This window comes from Streptomyces sp. Pv4-95 (assembly GCF_045782725.1).
Taxonomy (GTDB): Bacteria; Actinomycetota; Actinomycetes; order Streptomycetales; family Streptomycetaceae; genus Streptomyces.
The window spans coordinates 6,596,276-6,615,784 of sequence record NZ_CP127172.1; the positions used below are offsets into that span (position 1 = coordinate 6,596,276).

Sequence of the window (19,509 nt, forward strand, 5' to 3'; positions counted from 1 at the left end):
CACCGTGACGGCACCCGCGAGGCCCGGCAGGAGCTGGCTGCTGCGTCTGGTCATCACCTTCTCCTTCGCCCAAGGAGCGGTGAGCATGGCCAGACCGGCCGTCTCCTACCGGGCCCTCGCGCTGGGCGCCGACGAACAGGCCATCGGCGTCATCACCGCCGTCTACGCCCTGCTGCCGCTGCTCGTCGCCGTCCCGCTCGGCCGCCGCACCGACCACGGCCGCTGCGCGCCGCTGCTGGTCGTCGGCGTTGCGCTGATCAGCGGCGGCTGCGCACTCAGCGGCCTCGCCGGCTCGCTGCCCGCGATGGCCGCCTGGAGCGGCGTGATGGGCCTGGGGCACCTCTGCTTCGTCATCGGGGCCCAGTCGATAGTCGCCCGCCGCAGCGCCCCCGCCGAACGCGACCGCAACTTCGGCCACTTCACCATCGGCGCCTCCCTCGGCCAGCTCGTCGGCCCGATCGCCGCCGGCCTGGTCATCTCCGAGCACGACGGCGCGATGGCCCCGACGAGCGCCACCGCACTGCTCGTCTCCGGCGGAATCGGCGCGGTCTCCTACGTCGCGCTCTGGCGCCTGGAGCAGCGCACCCCGCCCGCCGCAGCCGTACCCGAGCCGGCCGGGCCGCACGTCCCCGTACGCGCCATCCTGCGCACCCGGGGCGTACCGGCCGGCATCTTCATGAGCCTGGCCGTGCTCTCCGCGACCGACATCCTCACCGCCTACCTCCCCGTCATCGGCGAGGACCGCGCCATCGCCCCCACCACCATCGGCCTGCTGCTCAGCCTGCGGGCCGCGGCCACCATCGCCTGCCGGCTCGTGATGACGCCGATGATCCGGTGGCTGGGCCGCACCGCGCTGATGGCCGGCAGCTGCGCGCTGGCCGGCCTGCTGTGCGGCGGCATGGTGCTGCCCGTGCCGGTCTGGGCGCTGGCCGTGATGCTCACCGCGCTCGGCTTCTGCCTCGGCGTCGGCCAGCCGCTGTCGATGACCACCGTCGTCCAGGCGGCGCCCGACCGGGCCCGCTCCACGGCGCTGGCCCTCCGCCTCACCGGCAACCGCCTCGGCCAGGTCGCCGCCCCCGCCACCGCGGGCCTGCTCGCCGGCGTCGCGGGGACCGCCGCACCCTTCGTGATGCTCGGCGTACTGCTCCTGGCCTCCGCAGGGACCGCGGCCGGAGGAAGCACGCGCCCTGGCGACTCACCGCCTCCCACGGCCGGCCACGTCCCCCGGCCCACGGACGGCACCTCACCGGGGCCCGTCCGGGACGGCTCCGGCCGCGCCGAGCGCTAGCTCCGCGGCCGTCGCAGCCCCCGCCGCGGCGTCCGCCGTCGGTTCTCCGTGTTCCGGTGCGCGTGATCGACGGCACCCGCCGCATTCCCTGGCGTCCGAAAACTACCGACGCTAGTTTAGGAGGGTCCGGGCGGACGGCCGTGGCGCCCACGGCCCCGACGGACACCCCAACGGGGATGACCACCAGCCGTTTCGGGAGGACCACGACGTGAAGCAGCACGACGCGATGTACATCGACGGAAGCTGGCGGCCCGCCGCGGGGAGCGGCACGATCGACGTCGTCAATCCGGCCGACGGCCAGGTCATCGCCGCCGTACCGGCCGGTTCGGCCCAGGACGTGGACGCCGCCGTCCGGGCCGCGCGTGCCGCACTGCCCGCCTGGGCCGCCACCTCGCCCGCGGAGCGCGCCGGCCTGCTGACCGCGCTGCGCGACCAACTCGCGGCGCGCGCGGAGGAGATCGCGGAGACCGTCACCGCCGAGCTGGGCTCGCCCCTGGCGTTCAGCACGGCCGTGCACGCGGGCGTCCCGGTCGCGGTGTGCGGCTCCTACGCCGAGCTGGCCCGGTCGTACGCCTTCGAGGAGAAGATCGGCAACTCCACCGTGCTGCACGAACCGGTCGGCGTGGTGGGCGCGATCACGCCGTGGAACTACCCGCTGCACCAGGTCGTCGCCAAGGTCGCGCCGGCGCTCGCGGCGGGCTGCACGGTCGTGCTCAAGCCCGCCGAGGACACCCCGCTGGTGGCCCAGCTGTTCGCCGAGTGCGTCGACGCGGCGGGCATACCGGCCGGAGTCTTCAACCTCGTCACCGGTCTCGGCCCGGTCGCCGGCCAGGCGCTGGCCGAGCACGAGGGGGTCGATCTGGTCTCCTTCACCGGCTCGACGGCCGTGGGCAGGAAGATCGGCGCGGCCGCGGGCGCCGCCGTCAAGCGGGTGGCGCTCGAACTGGGCGGCAAGTCCGCCAACGTCATCCTGCCCAGCGCCGACCTCGCCAAGGCGGTCGGTGTCGGCGTCGCCAACGTCATGGCCAACTCCGGCCAGACGTGCAGCGCGTGGACCCGGATGCTGGTGCACGAGGACCGGTACGCGGAGGCCGTGGAACTCGCCGTGGCCGCGGTCGCCAAGTACGTGCCCGGTGAGCGGGTCGGCCCGCTGGTCAACGCCAAGCAGCGCGACCGGGTGCGCGGTTACATCGAGCAGGGCGTCGCGCAGGGCGCGAAGGTCGTGGCGGGGGGCCCGGAGGCGCCCCGGGAGACCGGCTACTACGTGAAGCCGACCGTCTTCGCGGACGTCACCCCGGAGATGACCATCGCCCAGGAGGAGATCTTCGGGCCGGTGCTGTCGATCCTGCCGTACCGGGACGAGGACGACGCCGCCCGGATCGCCAACGGCACCGTCTACGGGCTCGCCGGCGCGGTCTGGGCGGGCGAGGCGGAGGAGGCGGTCGCCTTCGCCCGCCGTCTCGACACCGGTCAGGTCGACATCAACGGCGGCCGCTTCAACCCCCTGGCGCCGTTCGGCGGTTACAAGCAGTCCGGTGTCGGGCGCGAGCTGGGCCCGCACGGCCTGACCGAGTACCTCCAGACCAAGTCGCTGCAGTTCTGAGACGCCGGGTGGCGGGACGCGCTGCGGACCGCGGTGTCGCGGTCCGCAGTCGTGAGCCGGTGAGCCTCGGGGGCTTCGGTGGCCGATGTGCCGTCCGCCGCCCGCCCGCCGCCCCGTCCTGCCCTCCCGCCCGGCATGCCGCTCCTGCTTTCCTTGGTTCCGTCCGAGCCGCCCAACGCCTCCGTTCCCTTCTCTTTCCCGTCCCGAGGAGATCCCTGTGGTCCGCGCCGCCCTCCTGTCCGCCGTCAACGCCCCGCTCCGGGTCACCGAGATCGACCTGCCGGAGCCCGGTCCGGGGCAGGTCCGCATCCGTCTCGCCGCCGCCGGCGTCTGCCACTCCGACCTGTCGCTGTCCAACGGCACCCTCCGCCAGCCCGTCCCGGCGGTCCTCGGACACGAGGGTGCGGGCACCGTCACCGCGGTCGGGCCCTCGGTGACCTCGGTGGCCCCGGGGGACCGGGTCGTCCTCAACTGGGCGCCGTCCTGCGGCGACTGCCACTTCTGCGGCCTCGCGGAGCCCTGGCTGTGCGCCAACTCCGGTGTCGCCGCGAACGCCCCGTACGCGCACCTCGCGGCCGACGGCAGTGAGCTCTACCCGGGCCTGGGCACCGCCGCCTTCGCCGAGGAGACCGTGGTCCCCGCGCACGCCGCGCTGCCGCTCCCGGAAGGGGTGCCGCTCGCCGACGCGGCGCTGCTGGGCTGCGCGGTGCTGACCGGCTGGGGCGCGGTGCACCACAGCGCCCAGGTGCGGGCGGGGGAGTCCGTCGCCGTCTTCGGTGTCGGCGGCGTCGGCCTCGCGACGCTCCAGGCGGCACGGATCGCGGGTGCGGGCACGATCGTGGCCGTGGACGTCTCGCCGGAGAAGGAGGAGCTGGCGCGCGCGGCGGGCGCCACCGAGTTCCTGGTGGCCGGCGAGGACACCGCCAAACGGATCCGCAAGCTGACCGGCGGCTTCGGCGCCGATGTCGCCGTGGAGTGCGTGGGCCGCGCCGAGACGATCCGTACGGCCTGGTCGGCGACCCGGCGGGGCGGCCGCACCACGGTCGTCGGGATCGGCGGCCAGGACCAGCAGGTGACCTTCTCCGCCCTGGAGATCTTCTACTTCGGCCGCACGCTCTCCGGCTGTGTCTACGGCAACAGCGACCCGGCACGGGACCTGCCGGTCATCGCCGAGCACGTCCGCTCGGGCGCGCTCGACCTGTCCGCCCTGGTCACCGAGCGGATCTCGCTGGACGGCATCCCCGACGCGTTCGACGCGATGGTGGCGGGCAAGGGCGGCCGGGCGCTGATCGTCTTCTGACCGGACGCGGCGGCGGGGCGGCCGGGCCACGGCCGGCCGGGGCGGTGTCCAGCGCTCCGGCCGGCCGGCCCCGGCGGGCGGGGAAAACTGATGCTGCGCGGTCCGTTGACGGCGTACCGGCCGGTCGGTACGGTCACCCGACATCTTGGCGCCGCCCCCCATCCCTCCCCGCACCCACCGGAGTGTGCACGCATGGACTCGGCCCCCTCCGCGACACAGGGCAACAGCAGCACGCCACCCTCCGCCCGGAACCGCCGCAAGGTCGCCACCGCCGCGGCCCTGGCCTCGGCCGTGGAGTGGTACGACTACTTCGTCTTCGGCATCGCCGCCGCGCTCGTGCTCGGCGACTCCTTCTTCCCCTCCGGCAGTGAGGCCGCGGGCGTGCTCGCCGCCTTCGCGACCTTCGCCGTCGGCTTCCTCGCCCGTCCCGTCGGCGGCGTCATCGCCGGCCATCTCGGGGACAAGCGGGGCCGCAAGCCCATGCTCGTCCTCGCGCTGACCGTGATGGGCGTCGCCACGACCGGCATCGGCCTGCTCCCGTCGTACGACAGCATCGGGATCGCCGCACCGATCCTGCTCGTCCTTCTGCGGGTGCTCCAGGGACTCGCGGTGGGCGCCCAGTGGGGCGGCGCGATGCTGATGGCCACGGAGTACGCCCCCGAGGGCAAGCGGGGGCTCTACGGCTCGCTGGTCCAGCTCGGTGTCCCCATCGGCGTGGTGACCGCCAACTCCGTCTTCCTGGTGGCCGGCGCGGTCACCGACGAGCGGACCTTCGGCAGTTGGGGCTGGCGGATCCCGTTCTTCATCGGCATCCTCGTGCTCGTGCTCGCCCGCTACATCCACACCCGGGTCGAGGAGACGCCGGAATTCAAGGCCGCCGAGAACGAACTGGCCGCCGCCGAGAAGTCCGCCGACGCGCAGCGCTCGCCGCTGGGCACGATCATGCGCCACCACCTGGGCACCGTCCTGCTGGCCGGCGGCTCCTTCGCGGTGAACACCGCCACGTTCTACATCCTGATCACCGGCGTCCTGGACTACTCCACGCGCGAGCTGCACATGGAGCGCACCGCGGTCCTCACCGTCTCGCTGCTCGTCAGCCTCACCCAGCTCGCCCTGATCCCGGCCTCCGCGGCGCTCTCCGACCGCATCGGCCGCCTGCGGGTCTACGCCGCGGGCGCCGTCGGTCTGCTCATCTGGGCGATCCCGATGTTCCTGCTCATCGACACCGCGTCGCTGGCCTGGATGGCCGTGGGCACATTCGTCGGCAGCTGCTTCCTGAGCATCATGTACGGGCCGCAGGCCGCCCTGTTCGCCGAGCTGTTCACCGCCGAGATGCGCTACACCGGAGCGTCGCTCGGCTACCAGATCAGCGCCATCCTGGGCGGCGGGCTCGCGCCGTTCGTCATGGTCCTGCTGCTGGAGGCGACCGGCACCTCGATGTCGGTCTCGGCCTACATCATCGGGCTGTCCGTCATCGCGCTGGCCTCGATCTGGCTGCTGGCCCGCCGCGCGGCGGCGTCCCGTACGGCCGTGGACGGGACACCGAAAGCGGCGACGGCCAAGGGCTGACGGCCGGCAGGGATCAGACGGCGGCCCGGCCCGGCTCGGGGCCCTCCGGAGCCGGGCCGCCCGGCTCGAAGGCCCGCTCCGGAGCGGGCTGCGGGTCTCCCGCGCCGGGCACCGGGCCGGGTGCCCCTGCCCGGCGCAACCGGGGGAACGCCGGTACCGCCGCCAGGAAGGCCAGCGAGACGAGGACGAACGGCCAGGTGAAGGTGTGACCGCCGGACGGGGCGAAGACGGCGGCCATCGTCGCGCTCAGGCCGGTCGCGGTGACCGCGCCGGCCAGTGCGTAGGCCAGGCTCCAGGCGTCCGCGGCGAGGAACACCCCGCACAGCGCCATCGCCACGAGCACCGCGTTGTAGCCCATCGTGCCCTCGGCCACCTGCCTCGCGGGTGCGCCGAGGGCCCAGGCGGTGAGGATGCCGACGCCGCTGCCCAGGCACGCCATCACGCCCGCGAGCCGGGAGGCGGCGAAGATGCCGAGCAGGAGGATCACGCCGACGTACCACTGCGGCATGAAGAAGATCTGCGCGACGTTGGCGAAGAACGCGCGCCACAGATCGGATCCGGCCAGAGCGGTGGGCCCGCTCGCGGGCCGGGCGAGTGCGGCCAGGCTCGCGCCGTGGTGCCAGACCCGCGCGAAGCCCGGCGCGGCGATCGTCGCGGCGCTCGCCATCAGGCAGTACGGCAGGGTGAGGGTCGGCAGGCCCCAGGTGGCCAGTATCCGTGCGGCGGCGCCGGTGACGACGGTGACCACCACGCTCCCGGCGAGCGCCAGCACGGCGGTGGAGAGATGGTCGGCGCCGAGGAACACGGCGAGCGCGACGGCCACCAGGCAGGCGTTGAAGCCTTCGAGGCCGGCCGTGACGCGGCCGCCGTCCACGCCCAGGAGCCGCGCCGTCGCGGTACCGACCGCCGTGCCCAGCAGCCCGTACAGCGCGAACTCCCAGCCCGCGGCGCACAGCGCGAGCGAGATCACCGCCCCTGCCCACGCGCTCTGCAGGAAGACGACCTGCCCCTTCCCTCGGAGCACCTCGGTGACAAAGCGTCCGTAACCCGCGGTGAATCGACCGCACTTGGCCGTACTCGGCTCGCGCACGCCGCCTCCATGCCTCCCGCACAACGCCCTGCCCGCCAGGGACTGCTGGATTTTAGAGCGGACCGCGGGCGCGGTGACACGGGGCCTCGGTGGTACGCAGGGGGCGTGCGGCTGCGGGCCGCGCGGATGCGAGCCGGAGCGGGCCCCTCCGGGGGCTCCGCGCCCAGGGCCCTGCCGATCGGATCAGGCCGGCGGGACCAGCTCCGGGTGTTGCAGCGCGAGCCCGTCGACGAGGGCCTGCAGGCCGGTTTCGAACGCGCCCTCGTCCACCTGGCGTTGATGCTCGGCGAGGAGATGCGCCTGGCCCAGGTGGGGATAGTCGGCGGGGTCGTAGGCGCCGGGGTCGTCCACGAAGCCACGGGCGAACGAGCCCAGTGCGGAGCCCGCCACGAAGTAGCGGACCATGGCGCAGACCCGGGTCGCCTGGGCGGGCGGCCAGCCCGCCTCGACCATGCCGCCGAACGCCTCGTCGGCCATCTTCAGGCCGGCCGGGCGGCGGCCGGGCCCCTGGGCGAGGAACGGCACGACGTGCGGATGCGCGGCGAGCGCGGCGCGGTAGGAGCGGGCCCAGCCGAGCAGTCCGGTCCGCCAGTCCCCGCCGGCCTCGAACGCCGAGACGTCGACCTTCGCGATGACCGTGTCGGCGACCGCGTCGAGGATCTCGTCCTTGGTCGTGAAGTGGTTGTAGAGCGACGGCCCGCTCACGCCCAACTCGGCCGCGAGGCGCCGGGTGGACAGCGCCGGCAGCCCTTCCGCGTCGATGAGTGCCAGCGCCGTGGTGACGATGCGCTCACGGCTCAGAAGGGGCTTGCGGGGTCGGGCCATGACGCACATAGTAGAGGCTGCCGTCCAAAAACTAGCAGTGCTAATTAACGTCTTCGGGGCGATGCGGTGAGCGGACGCCGCCGTGCCCGCCCGAGCCGTCCCACTGCGCACGTCACCGAGGGGTCCTGATGAACCTGGAGCTCAGCGAGGAGCAGACCGCCGTCCGGCAGCTCGCCGAGGATTTCGTCGGCCGCGAGATATCCCCGCACGTCACCGCCTGGGACCGCGCCGAACAGGTCGACCGCGGCATCGTCAAGAAGCTCGGCGACCTCGGCTTCCTGGGCCTGACCGTCCCCGAGGAGTACGGGGGCTCCGGCGGCGACCACCTCGCCTACTGCCTGGTCACCGAGGAACTGGGCCGCGGGGACTCCTCGGTGCGCGGCATCGTCTCGGTCTCCCTGGGGCTGGTGGCCAAGACGATCGCGGCCTGGGGGGACGAGGCGCAGAAGCGGGAGTGGCTGCCGCGGCTCACCTCCGGGGCGGCGATCGGCTGCTTCGGCCTGACCGAGCCGGGCACCGGATCCGACGCCGGCAACCTCGCCACCCGCGCGGTCCGCGACGGCGGTCCCGGCGGGGACTGGATCATCGACGGCGCCAAGACGTTCATCACCAATGGCACCTGGGCCGACGTCGTGCTGCTCTTCGCCCGCACCGGGCCCGAGCCCGGCCACAAGGGTGTCAGCGCCTTCCTCGTGCCCACCGACAGCCCCGGCCTGGAGCGCCGCGAGATCCACGGGAAGCTCGGCCTGCGCGGCCAGGCCACCGCGGAGCTGGTCCTGGACGGTGTGCGGGTGCCCTCCGCCGCCATGCTCGGCCCGGCGGGAAAGGGGTTCTCGGTCGCCATGTCCGCGCTGGCCAAGGGCCGGATGTCGGTGGCCGCCGGCTGCGTGGGTATCGCACAGGCCGCGCTGGACGCGGCACTCGGCTACGCGGGCGAGCGCGAGCAGTTCGGCAAGCCCATCGCCGGGCACCAGCTGGTCCAGGAGCTGCTCACCGACATCGCCGTGGACGTGGACGCCGCGCGCCTGCTGACCTGGCGGGTCGCCGACCTCATCGACCGCGGGAAGCCGTTCGTCACCGAGGCGTCCAAGGCCAAGCTGTTCGCCTCCGAGGCCGCGGTGCGGGCCGCGAACAACGCCCTCCAGGTCTTCGGCGGTTACGGTTACATCGACGAGTACCCGGTCGGCAAACTGCTCCGGGACGCCCGCGTGATGACCCTCTACGAGGGCACCAGCCAGATCCAGAAGCTGGTCATCGGCCGTGCGCTGACCGGCGTCTCGGCCTTCTGACCGGCCGGCGGCCGCGCGTCGCCGCCCGGCCGCCGCCCCCGCGACGCCGCTAAGCGCTTGCTCAGCGGCGCGGTATGGTGTTCGATCCGTCGGAGGAGAGTCCCTGGCGGAGCGAGGAGCGTGCGCGATGGGTGCGGAGGCGGAACGGGCGGCCGAGGCCGGCGAGGACTGGGACGATGTGACCCCGGACGCCGCGCGGCGGCTGGTCTGCGCCGCCGTCGAGGCGTTCGCCGAGCGCGGCTATCACGCCACCACCACCCGCGACATCGCGAGCCGGGCCGGGATGAGCCCCGCCGCGCTCTACATCCACTACAAGACCAAGGAAGAGCTGCTCTACCGCATCAGCGGCAACGGCCACGAGAAGGCGCTGCGCATCATGGGTGCCGCCGCCGAGGCCGAGGGCAGCGCCACCGAGCGGCTCCGCGACGCCGTGCACACCTTCGCCCGCTGGCACGCCGAGCACCACACCACCGCCCGGGTCATCCAGTACGAACTCCAGGCGCTCGGCGCCGAGCACTACACCGAGATCACCGACCTGCGCCGCAGGACCGACCGGCTGCTGCGGCAGATCATCCAGGACGGCGCGGACAGCGGGGAGTTCCAGGCCGACGACGTGCCGGGCACCACCCTCGCCGTGCTGTCGCTGTGCGTCGACGTGGCCCGCTGGTTCTCCTCGGACGGCGCCCGTACCCCCGACGAGGTCGGCGCGCTCTACGCGGGCCTGGTGCTGCGCATGGTGGGCGCGGACGCGGTCTGACGCATCGGCGCCGCCGCCCCGCGCCCCCGGGCCGGGGAGGGGGGACCCGCCCCGGCCCCGGTGAGCGAAGGCCGCCGCCGGATCAGAGGTAGAAGCGGCTGACCGACTCCGCCACGCAGACCGGCTTGTCGCCGCCCTCGCGCTCGATCGTCACGGTGGTGGTGAGCTGCACCCCGCCGGAGACCTCGCTGACGTCCGCGATCCGGGCGGTGGCGCGCAGCCGCGAGCCCACCGGGACGGTGGCGGGGAAGCGCACCTTGTTGGTGCCGTAGTTGATGCCCATCTTCACGTTGTCGACCCGCATCAGCTGCGGCACGAGGGCGGGCAGCAGCGACAGCGTCAGGTAGCCGTGCGCGATGGTGGTGCCGAAGGGGCCGGCCGCCGCCTTCTCCTGGTCCACATGGATCCACTGGTGATCGCCGGTGGCCTCCGCGAACAGGTCGATCCGCTTCTGGTCGATCTCCAGCCAGTCGCTGGTGCCCAGGTCCTCGCCGACCGCGGCCCGCAGTTCGTCGAGCGATCCAAACACTCGGGGCTCTGCCATCTCCGTCTGCCTCCTCAGGATCCGTACGCCGGGCCCGGAGCGCGTCCGGCGCGCGCCTCACCCGTGCGCTTACTAAGCGCTTGCTCAGCATGCTGAGTGGGGGTACCCGCTGTCAACGCTCGGGGACACCCTTGAGGCCGGGCCGTGTGTCCTAGGGTTGAGCCGTGCCCCAGCTTCCGTTCAAGGTCCATGAACTCTCCGTCGGCCAGCTCTCCGCACGGAGCGGCGCCGCGGTCTCCGCGCTGCACTTCTACGAGTCCAAAGGGCTGATCAGCAGCACGAGGACGGCCGGCAACCAACGCCGCTACACCCGGGACGCCCTGCGCAGGGTCGCCTTCGTCCGGGCCGCGCAGCGTGTGGGCATTCCCCTCGCGGTGATCCGCGACGCGCTGGCGGAGCTGCCCGACGAGCGCACCCCCAACCGCGCCGACTGGGCCAGGCTCTCCGAGGTCTGGCGCTCGGAGCTGGACGAGCGGATCAGCCAGCTCGTCGAACTGCGGGACCGGCTCACCGACTGCATCGGCTGCGGCTGCCTCTCGCTGGAGAGGTGCGCGCTGTCCAACCCGTACGACAACCTCGGCGAACAGGGCCCCGGCGCCCGCCGGTTGCGCGTCGACCGGAGCGTGAAGGACCCGGCGGCGGTGCGGGACAACGGGGGCGGGGCGCGGGCGGCCGGGCCGGAGGCCGCCGCGGGGGAGTGCGAGGGCGGGGAGTGCGACGCCGACGCCGCTGCCGCTCAAGGGCGGGAGCACGCGCGGCGCCGCTGACCCCGCGGTGCGGGGTGCGGGGCGCCGCCGCGAACCGAACTCCCTCTCACCACATGGAGGGCTTGCGTCCCGCCCACGGGCGGGCCCGCTCCAGCTGCGCGGAGAGCGAGAGCAAGGTGGCCTCGTCGCCGTAGCGGCCGCCGAGCATCACGCCGATCGGCAGGCCCGCGGCGTTCCAGTGCAGCGGGACACTCACCGCGGGCTGGCCGGTGGCGTTGTAGAGCGCGGTGAAGGGGGTGAACGCCCCGATGGCGGCGAACTCGGCCTGCGGATCGGCGTCGTCGCGCAGCGCCCCGACCGGCGCGGGCGGTGCGGCCAGCGTGGGCGAGAGCACCACGTCGTACCCGCCGTCCTGCGGCATCAGGCCGTCGGCGAGCGTCTGCGCGAGCATCCGGAAGGTGTACATCGCGCTCGCGAAGTCGGTGCCGGAGACCTCTGCGCCGCGGGCCCGCAGATAGCGGGTGAGCGGCATCAGCAGCTCCTCGCCCTCCGGCGGCACCGGACGGTTCGCGGCGATCACCGACCAGACCTTGGTGAAGGCGTAGCGGATGCCGTCGTCGACGGGAAGCACCAACTCCTCGACGCGGTGGCCGAGTTCGCCGAGCAGCTTGGCGGTATCGGTGACGGCGGCGAGGCAGTCCGGATGGACGTCGACATTCGGTATGGGCGCACCGGCCAGGCACGCGATGCGCAGCTGCCCCGGCTCCCGGCGGGCGTGTGCGGCGAAGGTCTCGCCGGGCGGGAGCGCGGGCGCCGTGAACGGGTCACCGGGCATCGGGCCCGCGAGGACGTCCAGGAGCGCGGCCGCGTCGGCGACCGTGCGCGCCAGCGGCCCCGAGGTGCTCAGGCCCGTGATGTCTTGCAGCAGCGGGCCGCTGCTGACCCGGCCGCGGCTGGGCTTGATGCCGAACAGCCCGCAGGCCGACGCCGGGATGCGGATGGAGCCGCCGCCGTCGCTCGCATGCGCGAGGGGTGCCAGGCCGCCGGCCACGGCCGCGGCCGCCCCGCCGCTCGACCCGCCCGCCGAGCGGCTGAGGTCCCACGGGGTGCGGGCCGGCGGCGCGAGACCGTTCTCGGTGTAGCAGGGCAGCCCGAACTCGGGGGTGTTGGTCTTCCCCGGCATCACGGTGCCGGCGGCGCGCAGCTTGGTGACGATGTGATCGTCGACGGGGGATACCTGCTCGGCGAGCGCCCGGGAGCCCATCGTGCAGCGCTCACCCGCGACGTGGTTGAGGTCCTTGACCGGCACCGGAACGCCGTGCAGCGCGGGGAGTTCGCGCCCCTCCCGGCGCGCCGCGACGGCCTCCCTCTCGGCTCCGGCGGCCTGCTCACGGGCGAGCTGCGGAGTGCGGGTCAAGAAGGCGCCCAGGGTGTCGTCCAGCCGGTCGATCCGCTCCAGGTAGTGCTCGGTGAGCTCGACGGGCGAGAGGTCGCCGGACCGGATGGCTGCGGCCTGTTCGAGCGCGGTCAGATCGTGCGGTGCGGCCATGGGACGTCCACCCTTTCGTGGGGAGCCCGTGCGGCCGGGGCACCGGGGCACGGGCACCCGGACGGCACGGGCAACGGTGTGCGCGGGTCAGCTCGTGAACAGTTGTTTCAGTTTCAGGGCGAGTTCGTAAAGGCCGTAGGCGAAGGGCACCCCCACCCAGAGCCAGACGGAGACGAGCAGCAGGGTGCGCCGTGCGGTCACCGGTCCGCTCCCTTCGGGTCGGCGGCGGGGTCGACGGCGGGCCGCTCCCCGGACGCGGCGGGTTCGTGGTGGCGGGGGTGGACCGGCCGGACCGCCTCGTTGGCGGCGAAGCCGACGGCCAGCAGCCCGATCATGATGAAGAAGGAGGTCGCGTAGAGGTCCGGCCCGCTGTGGCCCGCGGCCTTCTGCGCGTCGGCGACGGCGTTGACGATCAGCGGGCCGAGGACACCCGCGGTCGACCAGGCGGTGAGCAGCCGGCCGTGGATCGCGCCCACCTGATAGGTACCGAAGAGGTCCTTGAGATAGGCCGGGACGGTGGCGAACCCGCCGCCGTAGAAGGAGAGGATCACCGCGGCGCAGCCGATGAACAGCGGCTTGGAGGTGTCGCCCGCGAGGGCGATCAGCAGATACATCAGGGCCCCTACGCCGAGGTAGAGGCGGTAGACGTTCTTCCGGCCCGTCAGGTCGGAGGTGGAGGACCAGACGATCCGGCCGAGCATGTTCGCCAGCGACAGCATGCCGACGAAGCCGGCCGCGGCTGCCGCGCTCACCGGCGCCGCTGACCGGGCGAAGAAGTCGGAGATCATCGGGGCGGCCTTCTCCAGGATGCCGATCCCCGCGGTGACGTTGGTGCACAGGACCACCCACAGACACCAGAACTGCGGGGTGCGCAGCGCGTTGCGGGCCGATACCTGGGCGGTGGTGACCAGCGGGCGGGCCGCGGCGGCCGCGGCGGCGCGGGGTTGCCGGTCGGCGCCCGGGACCCGCACCAGCAGCACCCCGAGCGTCATGAAGACGGCGTAGACCAGGCCCATGACGAGGAAGGTCCGTGCGATGCCGGCCGCGTCCGCACCGAGGGCGCCGAGGAGTTGGGTCGACCAGGGGGAGGCGATCAGCGCGCCGCCGCCGAAGCCCATGATGGCGATACCGGTGGCCATTCCCGGGCGGTCGGGGAACCACTTGATGAGCGTGGACACCGGGGAGATGTAGCCGATGCCCAGGCCGATTCCGCCGATGAAGCCGTAGCCGAGGACGATCAGCCAGTACCGGCCGGTGGCCGCGCCCAGGGCGGCGACGAGGAATCCGGAGACGAAGCAGACCGCCGAGACACACATCGCCCAGCGTGGACCGTTGCGCTCCACGAGCGTGCCGCCGAAGGCCGCGGACAGCCCCAGCATCACGATGGCCAGCTGGAAGGGGAGTGCGGAGGCCGTCCCGGACAGGTGGAGGGCCGACTCCAGAGGCGGTTTGAAGACACTCCAGGCGTAGACCTGGCCGATGGCGAGGTGGATGGACAGGGCGGCGGGCGGGACGAGCCAGCGGTTCCATCCCGGAGCGGCCACCACGGTGCGCGAACGGGCGAGCATGCGGCGGAACGTACAACGTTCATCCACTTCGGGGGAAGGCCGCCCGCGGAATCCCCTGTACCCGGCACCGATTGCCGGGGTGGGGCAGGCGGCCCGTCAACTCGGCCGGTGCGCCCCGATGTTCAGGCCGCGACGACCGTACGGCCGCTCCGGACCCGGCCCGCGGCCGTCAGTACCTCGGCGGTCAGCACGGAAGCGGGGGCCACCACCCCGCACTCCCGGCAGGCGGGTCCGGATGCCGGCGGCCCGGCGGGATCCGGGAGCCAGGCGAAGCGCGTCCCGCCGCACACCGGGCAGTCCCGGCGCGGGCGGCCCGACTCCATCGCCGCGATCATGTTGCGCAGCACCACCGCGAGGCGGGCCGCCGGGTGCCGCTGCGGGGACTCGCAGGGCACGATGTCACAGCCGCCCCAGGTGCGGCGGTGCCAGTCGTCGATCGCGCTGGGCTGGCGGATGCCGTCGTGCTTCTCCCTGCGGCGCCGGGCGGCGAACTCCTCCTCGTAGGCCAGCCAGAGGGTGCGCGCCTCCTCCAGCTCGGCCAGTGCGACCACCAGCCGTTCGGGATCGGGGTCGCGGTCCTGTGGCGCGATGCCGACCCTGCTGCACAGATGGTGCCAGGTGGCCCGATGCCCGTAAGGGGCAAAGCGCTCCAGGCACTTGCGCAGGGCGGTACGCCGCTGAGCTGCGACGAGTCGTGGATTGCGGACCTGTTCGGCGAGGGCTCTGAAACCGGCCATGTTCATCCCACCTCCGTGGGGAGGACCCGACTGGACGCAGAAGGGACGTAGCCGATCACCATCTGGATCCATCGAATTTTCGTGCGGTTTTTTCGGCGGGTGGTGCCGGTGCGGCTCCCGGGTGTCTGTGGGGAATTGGAAAAGGTGACTGTTGTTCATCTTCCGGCCGGGGTTAACCGCCGGTAACGTCCCGCCCACCACCCTCCCCCGAGCTGTTGAGGAGCAGGGGGGACCCCCATCGAGGAGCAGGGATGCGACGACGTACCGGAAGGCTCAGGACTGCCGTGGCGGCAGCCCTGGTCGCCCTGGGTGCCACGCTCTTGGCACCACCCCCCACCGCGGCCGCGGCCGCCGCACCGACCGAATCCACCGACTACTGCCAGGGCCAGTGCGCCGACATCCTGCCGCCCGGCGCCAGCGGCAACGCCACCCTGGTGGAGATCCTCGGCAACAAGCTGTTCGGCACCCACCCCGCGCACACCACCGACCAACTCGGCCCGTACGGCGCCCTGGCGAGCGGCTACCAGTCGCTCACCGACGACACTCTGACCAACTTCTTCAACGACGCCTCCTTCGGCGTCCCCGAGGGCCAGGTCGCCAAGGTCACCGCACCCCGCGACGACGTGACCATCACCCGCGACAAGAAGACCGGCGTGCCGCACATCAAGGGCACCACCCGCTACGGCACCGAATACGGCGCCGGTTACGCGGCCGGCCAGGACCGGCTGTGGCTGATGGACCTCTTCCGGCACATCGGCCGCGGCGAGCTGACCTCCTTCGCCGGCGGAGCCCTCGCCAACCAGGGCCTGGAGCAGCAGTTCTGGCCGTCCGCCCCGTACACCGAGGCGGACCTCCAGGCGCAGGTCGACAGCATCCGGGACAACAACGGAGCCCGCGGCAAGCAGGCGATGGAGGACGCGCAGGCATACGTCGACGGCATCAACGCCTACCGCGAGGAATCCAAGAACGGCCGCTACTTCCCGGGCGAGTACGTGCTCACCGGGCATGTCGACGCCGTCACCAACGCCGGTGAGATCAAGCCCTTCGAGCTCACTGACCTCATCGCGCTGGCATCAGTGGTCGGCGGCCTCTTCGGCAACGGCGGCGGCGGCGAGGTCCCCTCCGCCCTCGCGCTGCTCTCCGCCCAGCAGAAGTACGGCGTGGAGAAGGGCACCGAGGTCTGGGAGTCCTTCCGGGAGCGCAACGACCCCGAGGCCGCGAAGACCCTGCACGACGGCCAGAGCTTCCCGTACGCCGTCAAGCCGGCCAAGGCCAAGGGCACCGCGCTGCCCGACCGCGGCACGGTCGCCGCCGAGCCCCTGGTGTACGACCGCACGGGCGCCGCCACGGCCAAGAAGGGGACGCCGCCGCGCGACCCGGTCAAGGCCCCGAAGAAGTACAAGAAGCTGGAAGGGCTGTTCAAGGACGGGGTGCTGCCCAAGGGCAGTTTCGACCCCACACAGCACCGCGGGATGTCCAACGCCCTGCTGGTCTCCGGCAAGCACTCCGCGAGCGGCAACCCCGTCGCCGTCTTCGGCCCGCAGACCGGCTACTTCGCGCCCCAGCTGCTGATGCTCCAGGAGATCCAGGGTCCGGGCATCAGCGCCCGCGGCGCCTCCTTCGCCGGCGTCGGGATGTACGTCCAGCTCGGCCGCGGCCAGGACTACGCCTGGAGCGCCACCTCCGCCGGCCAGGACATCACCGACACCTATGCCGTCGACCTGTGCAACACCGACGGCTCCGCGCCCACCAAGGACTCCACCGGCTACCGCTACCACGGCTCCTGCCTGCCCATGGAGAAGCTGGAGCGCACCAACTCCTGGAAGCCCACCATCGCCGACCCGACGGCGGCAGGCTCCTATCGGATGCAGGTGTTCCGGACCAAGTACGGCACCGTCACACATCGCGCCACCGTCGACGGCAAACCCGTCGCCTACACGGCACTGCGCACCACCTACCGGCACGAGGCCGACTCCATCATCGGCTTCCAGATGCTCAACGACCCCTCGTACGTCCAGGACGCGAAGACCTTCCAGAAGGCCACCCAGCACATCGGCTACGCCTTCAACTGGTTCTACGCCGACTCCCGGGACATCGCCTACTACAACAGCGGCCTCAACCCGGTCCGCGCCCCCGGGGTGGACCCGGCGCTGCCCGTCAAGGCGGACGCCGCCTACGAGTGGCAGGGCTACGACCCCGACACCAACGACACCGACTACACCCCGCCCGCGGAGCACCCGCAGTCCGTCAACCAGGACTTCTACATCTCCTGGAACAACAAGCAGGCCAAGGACTACGACTCGGCCGGCTACGGCAACGGCTCGGTGCACCGCGGCAACCTGCTCGACGACCGGGTGCGGGACCTGACGAAGGACGGCGGGGTGACCCGCGCGTCGCTGACCCGGGCGATGTCCGAGGCCGCCGTCACCGACCTGCGCGGCGAGGACGTGCTGCCCGAACTCCTCAGGGTGCTGCGCAGCAAGCCGGTCACCGACCCCGCTATCCAGACCGCGGTGCAGCGGCTGGAGGCGTGGCGCAAGGACGGGGCCCAGCGCCGCGAGACCACCGCCGGCTCGCACACCTACGCGCACTCCGACGCGGTACGGCTGATGGACGCCTGGTGGCCGCTGATGATCGAGAAGAGCTTCGAGCCGGGCCTGGGCGGCGATCTCTACGACGCCCTGGGGGCCAACCTCGCCATCGACGAGTCGCCTTCGGCCGGCCACGGTCCGACCGGCGCCCACGCCGGATCCGCCTTCCAGTACGGCTGGTGGAGCTACGCGGACAAGGATCTGCGGTCGGTGCTCGGTGACAAGGTCCAGGGCCCGCTCGCCGAGCGGTACTGCGGCAACGGCGACCTGCCCGCCTGCCGCGACACCCTGCTGGAGACCCTCCGGCAGGCGAACGCGAAGACGGCCGAGCAGGTCTACCCGGGCGACGACAGCTGCAAGGCCGGCGACCAGTGGTGCGCGGACGCGATCATCCACCGTGCGGTGGGCGGTCTGACGCACGACACCATCAGCTGGCAGAACCGGCCGACCTACCAGCAGGTGGTGGAATTCCCCGGCCACCGCTAGGAGGGGAGCCGGGCCGGGGCCGCACGACGGGCCCCGGCCCGGCGCTCCAGGACCCCTCGGCCACACGACGCCGGCCGGGTGCCCGAAGGACTCGGGCGCCCGGCCGGCGTCGTGCACGTGCCTGCGGCGTCAGGCGAGTTCGCGTTCCCGGGTCTCGGGCAGCGCCAGCACGCACACCAGCGAGACGACCGCCATCGCGCTGACGTACCAGCCCACCGAGGAGGAGCCGAACTCCGCCTGCAGTCGGGTGGCGACCAGCGGGGCCACCGCACCGCCCAGGACGCCGCCCAGGTTGTAGGCCAGCGAGGCGCCCGAGTAGCGCACCGTGGTGCGGAACAGCTCCGGCAGATACGCGCCCATCGGGCCGTACACCACGCCCATGCAGAACAGCGCGCCGCCGATGCCGAGGGCGATCAGCACCGGCTGCTCGGTGTCCAGCAGCGGGAAGAGCACCAGGCCCCAGACGGCGGCGAGTCCGCACCCGGCCAGGACGAGCTTGCGGCGGCCGGAGCCGTCGGAACGGGTGGCGGCGAGCCAGGTGCCGGCCGCAAGGAACAGGCAGGCGACGAGCGAGAGGCCGAGCATGGTGTTCCGCGAGACGCCGAGGGTGCCGGTCGCGTAGGAGAGGCAGTAGGTGGTCGCGGTGTAGAACAGGCCGTAGGCGACGACCATCCCGCCCGCGCCCAGCAGCAGCTCGCGCGGATGCCGGCGGAAGACGTCCACGGCCGGGACGCGGCCCGCTTCCTGGGCTTCCCGCACCTTCGCGAAGACCGGCGTCTCGCTGATCCTGAGCCGGACGAACAGCCCCACGCCGACCAGCAGGAACGACAGCAGGAAGGGCACCCGCCAGCCCCAGGAGCGGAACGCCGCGTCGTCGAGGACCGCGGACAGCAGCCAGAACACACCGGTCGCCGCGAAGAAGCCGACGGAGGGCCCGAGTTGGGGGAAGGCGGCATACAGTCCACGACGCTTCCTGGGCGCGTGCTCGACCGCGAGCAGGGCGGCCCCGCCCCACTCGCCGCCCAGCCCGATGCCCTGCAGGAAGCGCAGCAGGATGAGCAGCAGCGGCGCCCAGATGCCCAGCGTGCCGTATCCGGGGAGCAGTCCGACCAGGGCGGTGGACAGGCCCATCAGCAGCAGCGAGGCGACCAGGACGGACTTTCGGCCCACCCGGTCCCCGAAGTGCCCGAAGATCACCGAGCCTAGGGGGCGCGCGGCGAACGCCACCGCGTAGGTGGAGAACGACGCGAGCGTCGCGTTGACCGGATCGAGGGTCGGGAAGAACGCCTGGTTGAGGACGAGCGCGGCGGCCGTGCCGTAGATGTAGAAGTCGTAGAACTCGATGGCGGTCCCGATGAACGAGGCCACCGCCACCCGCCGCAGGCTCTCCCCGCCGGTCTTCTCCACGGCGGTCTTCTCCACGGCGCCGGTCTCCGCGCCGCGGGTCTTCTCCACGGCGGTCTTCTCCACGGCGCCGGTCTCCGCGCCGCGGGTCTTCTCCACGGCGGTCTTCTCCACGGCGCCGGTCTCCGCGCCGCGGGTCTTCTCCACGGCGTCCGCGCCGGCCGGCGCCGCGGACGGGTCGGCCGCTCCCGCCCGCGGTACG

At 72.9% G+C, this 19,509-nt stretch carries 15 protein-coding genes; 8 read left to right on the forward strand and 7 right to left on the reverse strand.

The window, feature by feature from the left end:
* Nucleotides 1–4 precede the first annotated feature (4 nt).
* The 4 genes from QOM21_RS28850 (at nucleotide 5) to QOM21_RS28865 (ending at nucleotide 5,760) form a co-directional block, all read left to right on the forward strand.
* Nucleotides 5–1,288 (forward strand): MFS transporter, encoded by a 1,284-nt coding sequence (locus QOM21_RS28850; RefSeq protein WP_407553906.1) that lies wholly within the window; start codon nucleotides 5–7, stop codon nucleotides 1,286–1,288.
* Between the two features lie 208 nt (nucleotides 1,289–1,496).
* Entirely contained in the window at nucleotides 1,497–2,891 is a 1,395-nt protein-coding gene (locus QOM21_RS28855) for an aldehyde dehydrogenase family protein (RefSeq protein ID WP_407553907.1), read from the forward strand.
* A gap of 217 nt (nucleotides 2,892–3,108) precedes the next feature.
* Nucleotides 3,109–4,191 (forward strand): Zn-dependent alcohol dehydrogenase, encoded by a 1,083-nt coding sequence (locus QOM21_RS28860; protein ID WP_407553908.1) that lies wholly within the window; start codon nucleotides 3,109–3,111, stop codon nucleotides 4,189–4,191.
* 192 nt (nucleotides 4,192–4,383) lie between these two features.
* Entirely contained in the window at nucleotides 4,384–5,760 is a 1,377-nt protein-coding gene (locus QOM21_RS28865) for an MFS transporter (protein ID WP_407553909.1), read from the forward strand.
* A 13-nt stretch (nucleotides 5,761–5,773) separates the two neighbouring features.
* Here QOM21_RS28865 and QOM21_RS28870 read toward each other — a convergent pair whose 3' ends face one another.
* Both QOM21_RS28870 and QOM21_RS28875 read right to left on the reverse strand, forming a co-directional pair.
* Nucleotides 5,774–6,850, reverse strand: a complete 1,077-nt coding sequence (locus tag QOM21_RS28870; protein ID WP_407553911.1) for an urea transporter — start codon at nucleotides 6,848–6,850, stop codon at nucleotides 5,774–5,776.
* Nucleotides 6,851–7,033: 183 nt separating this feature from the next.
* Nucleotides 7,034–7,675, reverse strand: a complete 642-nt coding sequence (locus tag QOM21_RS28875) for a TetR/AcrR family transcriptional regulator (RefSeq protein WP_407553912.1) — start codon at nucleotides 7,673–7,675, stop codon at nucleotides 7,034–7,036.
* Nucleotides 7,676–7,803: 128 nt separating this feature from the next.
* On the opposite strand from QOM21_RS28875, the gene QOM21_RS28880 reads away from it, so the two are divergent.
* On the forward strand, nucleotides 7,804–8,964 hold the full coding sequence (locus QOM21_RS28880) for an acyl-CoA dehydrogenase family protein (RefSeq protein WP_407553913.1): 1,161 nt from the start codon (nucleotides 7,804–7,806) through the stop codon (nucleotides 8,962–8,964).
* A gap of 127 nt (nucleotides 8,965–9,091) precedes the next feature.
* Nucleotides 9,092–9,721 carry a TetR/AcrR family transcriptional regulator gene (locus QOM21_RS28885; protein ID WP_407553914.1) on the forward strand — a complete coding sequence of 210 codons (630 nt, stop codon included), beginning with the start codon at nucleotides 9,092–9,094 and terminating at the stop codon, nucleotides 9,719–9,721.
* An 82-nt stretch (nucleotides 9,722–9,803) separates the two neighbouring features.
* Here the strand turns inward: QOM21_RS28885 and QOM21_RS28890 are convergent, their stop codons facing one another.
* Nucleotides 9,804–10,265 carry a MaoC family dehydratase gene (locus tag QOM21_RS28890; protein WP_407553915.1) on the reverse strand — a complete coding sequence of 154 codons (462 nt, stop codon included), beginning with the start codon at nucleotides 10,263–10,265 and terminating at the stop codon, nucleotides 9,804–9,806.
* A 164-nt stretch (nucleotides 10,266–10,429) separates the two neighbouring features.
* Here QOM21_RS28890 and soxR point away from each other — a divergent pair, with 164 nt between their 5' ends.
* On the forward strand, nucleotides 10,430–11,032 hold the full coding sequence (gene soxR, locus QOM21_RS28895) for a redox-sensitive transcriptional activator SoxR (RefSeq protein ID WP_407553916.1): 603 nt from the start codon (nucleotides 10,430–10,432) through the stop codon (nucleotides 11,030–11,032).
* A gap of 46 nt (nucleotides 11,033–11,078) precedes the next feature.
* Here the strand turns inward: soxR and QOM21_RS28900 are convergent, their stop codons facing one another.
* The 3 genes from QOM21_RS28900 to QOM21_RS28910 form a co-directional block, all read right to left on the reverse strand.
* On the reverse strand, nucleotides 11,079–12,521 hold the full coding sequence (locus tag QOM21_RS28900) for an amidase (RefSeq protein ID WP_407553917.1): 1,443 nt from the start codon (nucleotides 12,519–12,521) through the stop codon (nucleotides 11,079–11,081).
* Between the two features lie 197 nt (nucleotides 12,522–12,718).
* Complete coding sequence (locus QOM21_RS28905) at nucleotides 12,719–14,089, reverse strand: OFA family MFS transporter (RefSeq protein ID WP_407553919.1); 1,371 nt, start codon at nucleotides 14,087–14,089, stop codon at nucleotides 12,719–12,721.
* Nucleotides 14,090–14,211: 122 nt separating this feature from the next.
* Nucleotides 14,212–14,826 carry a hypothetical protein gene (locus QOM21_RS28910; RefSeq protein WP_407553921.1) on the reverse strand — a complete coding sequence of 205 codons (615 nt, stop codon included), beginning with the start codon at nucleotides 14,824–14,826 and terminating at the stop codon, nucleotides 14,212–14,214.
* A 251-nt stretch (nucleotides 14,827–15,077) separates the two neighbouring features.
* Between QOM21_RS28910 and QOM21_RS28915 the strand changes: the two genes are divergently transcribed.
* Nucleotides 15,078–17,903, forward strand: a complete 2,826-nt coding sequence (locus QOM21_RS28915; protein ID WP_407553923.1) for a penicillin acylase family protein — start codon at nucleotides 15,078–15,080, stop codon at nucleotides 17,901–17,903.
* A 129-nt stretch (nucleotides 17,904–18,032) separates the two neighbouring features.
* Here the strand turns inward: QOM21_RS28915 and QOM21_RS28920 are convergent, their stop codons facing one another.
* Nucleotides 18,033–19,325, reverse strand: coding sequence for an MFS transporter (locus QOM21_RS28920; RefSeq protein WP_407555893.1), 1,293 nt, complete (start codon nucleotides 19,323–19,325; stop codon nucleotides 18,033–18,035).
* Nucleotides 19,326–19,509 lie beyond the last annotated feature (184 nt).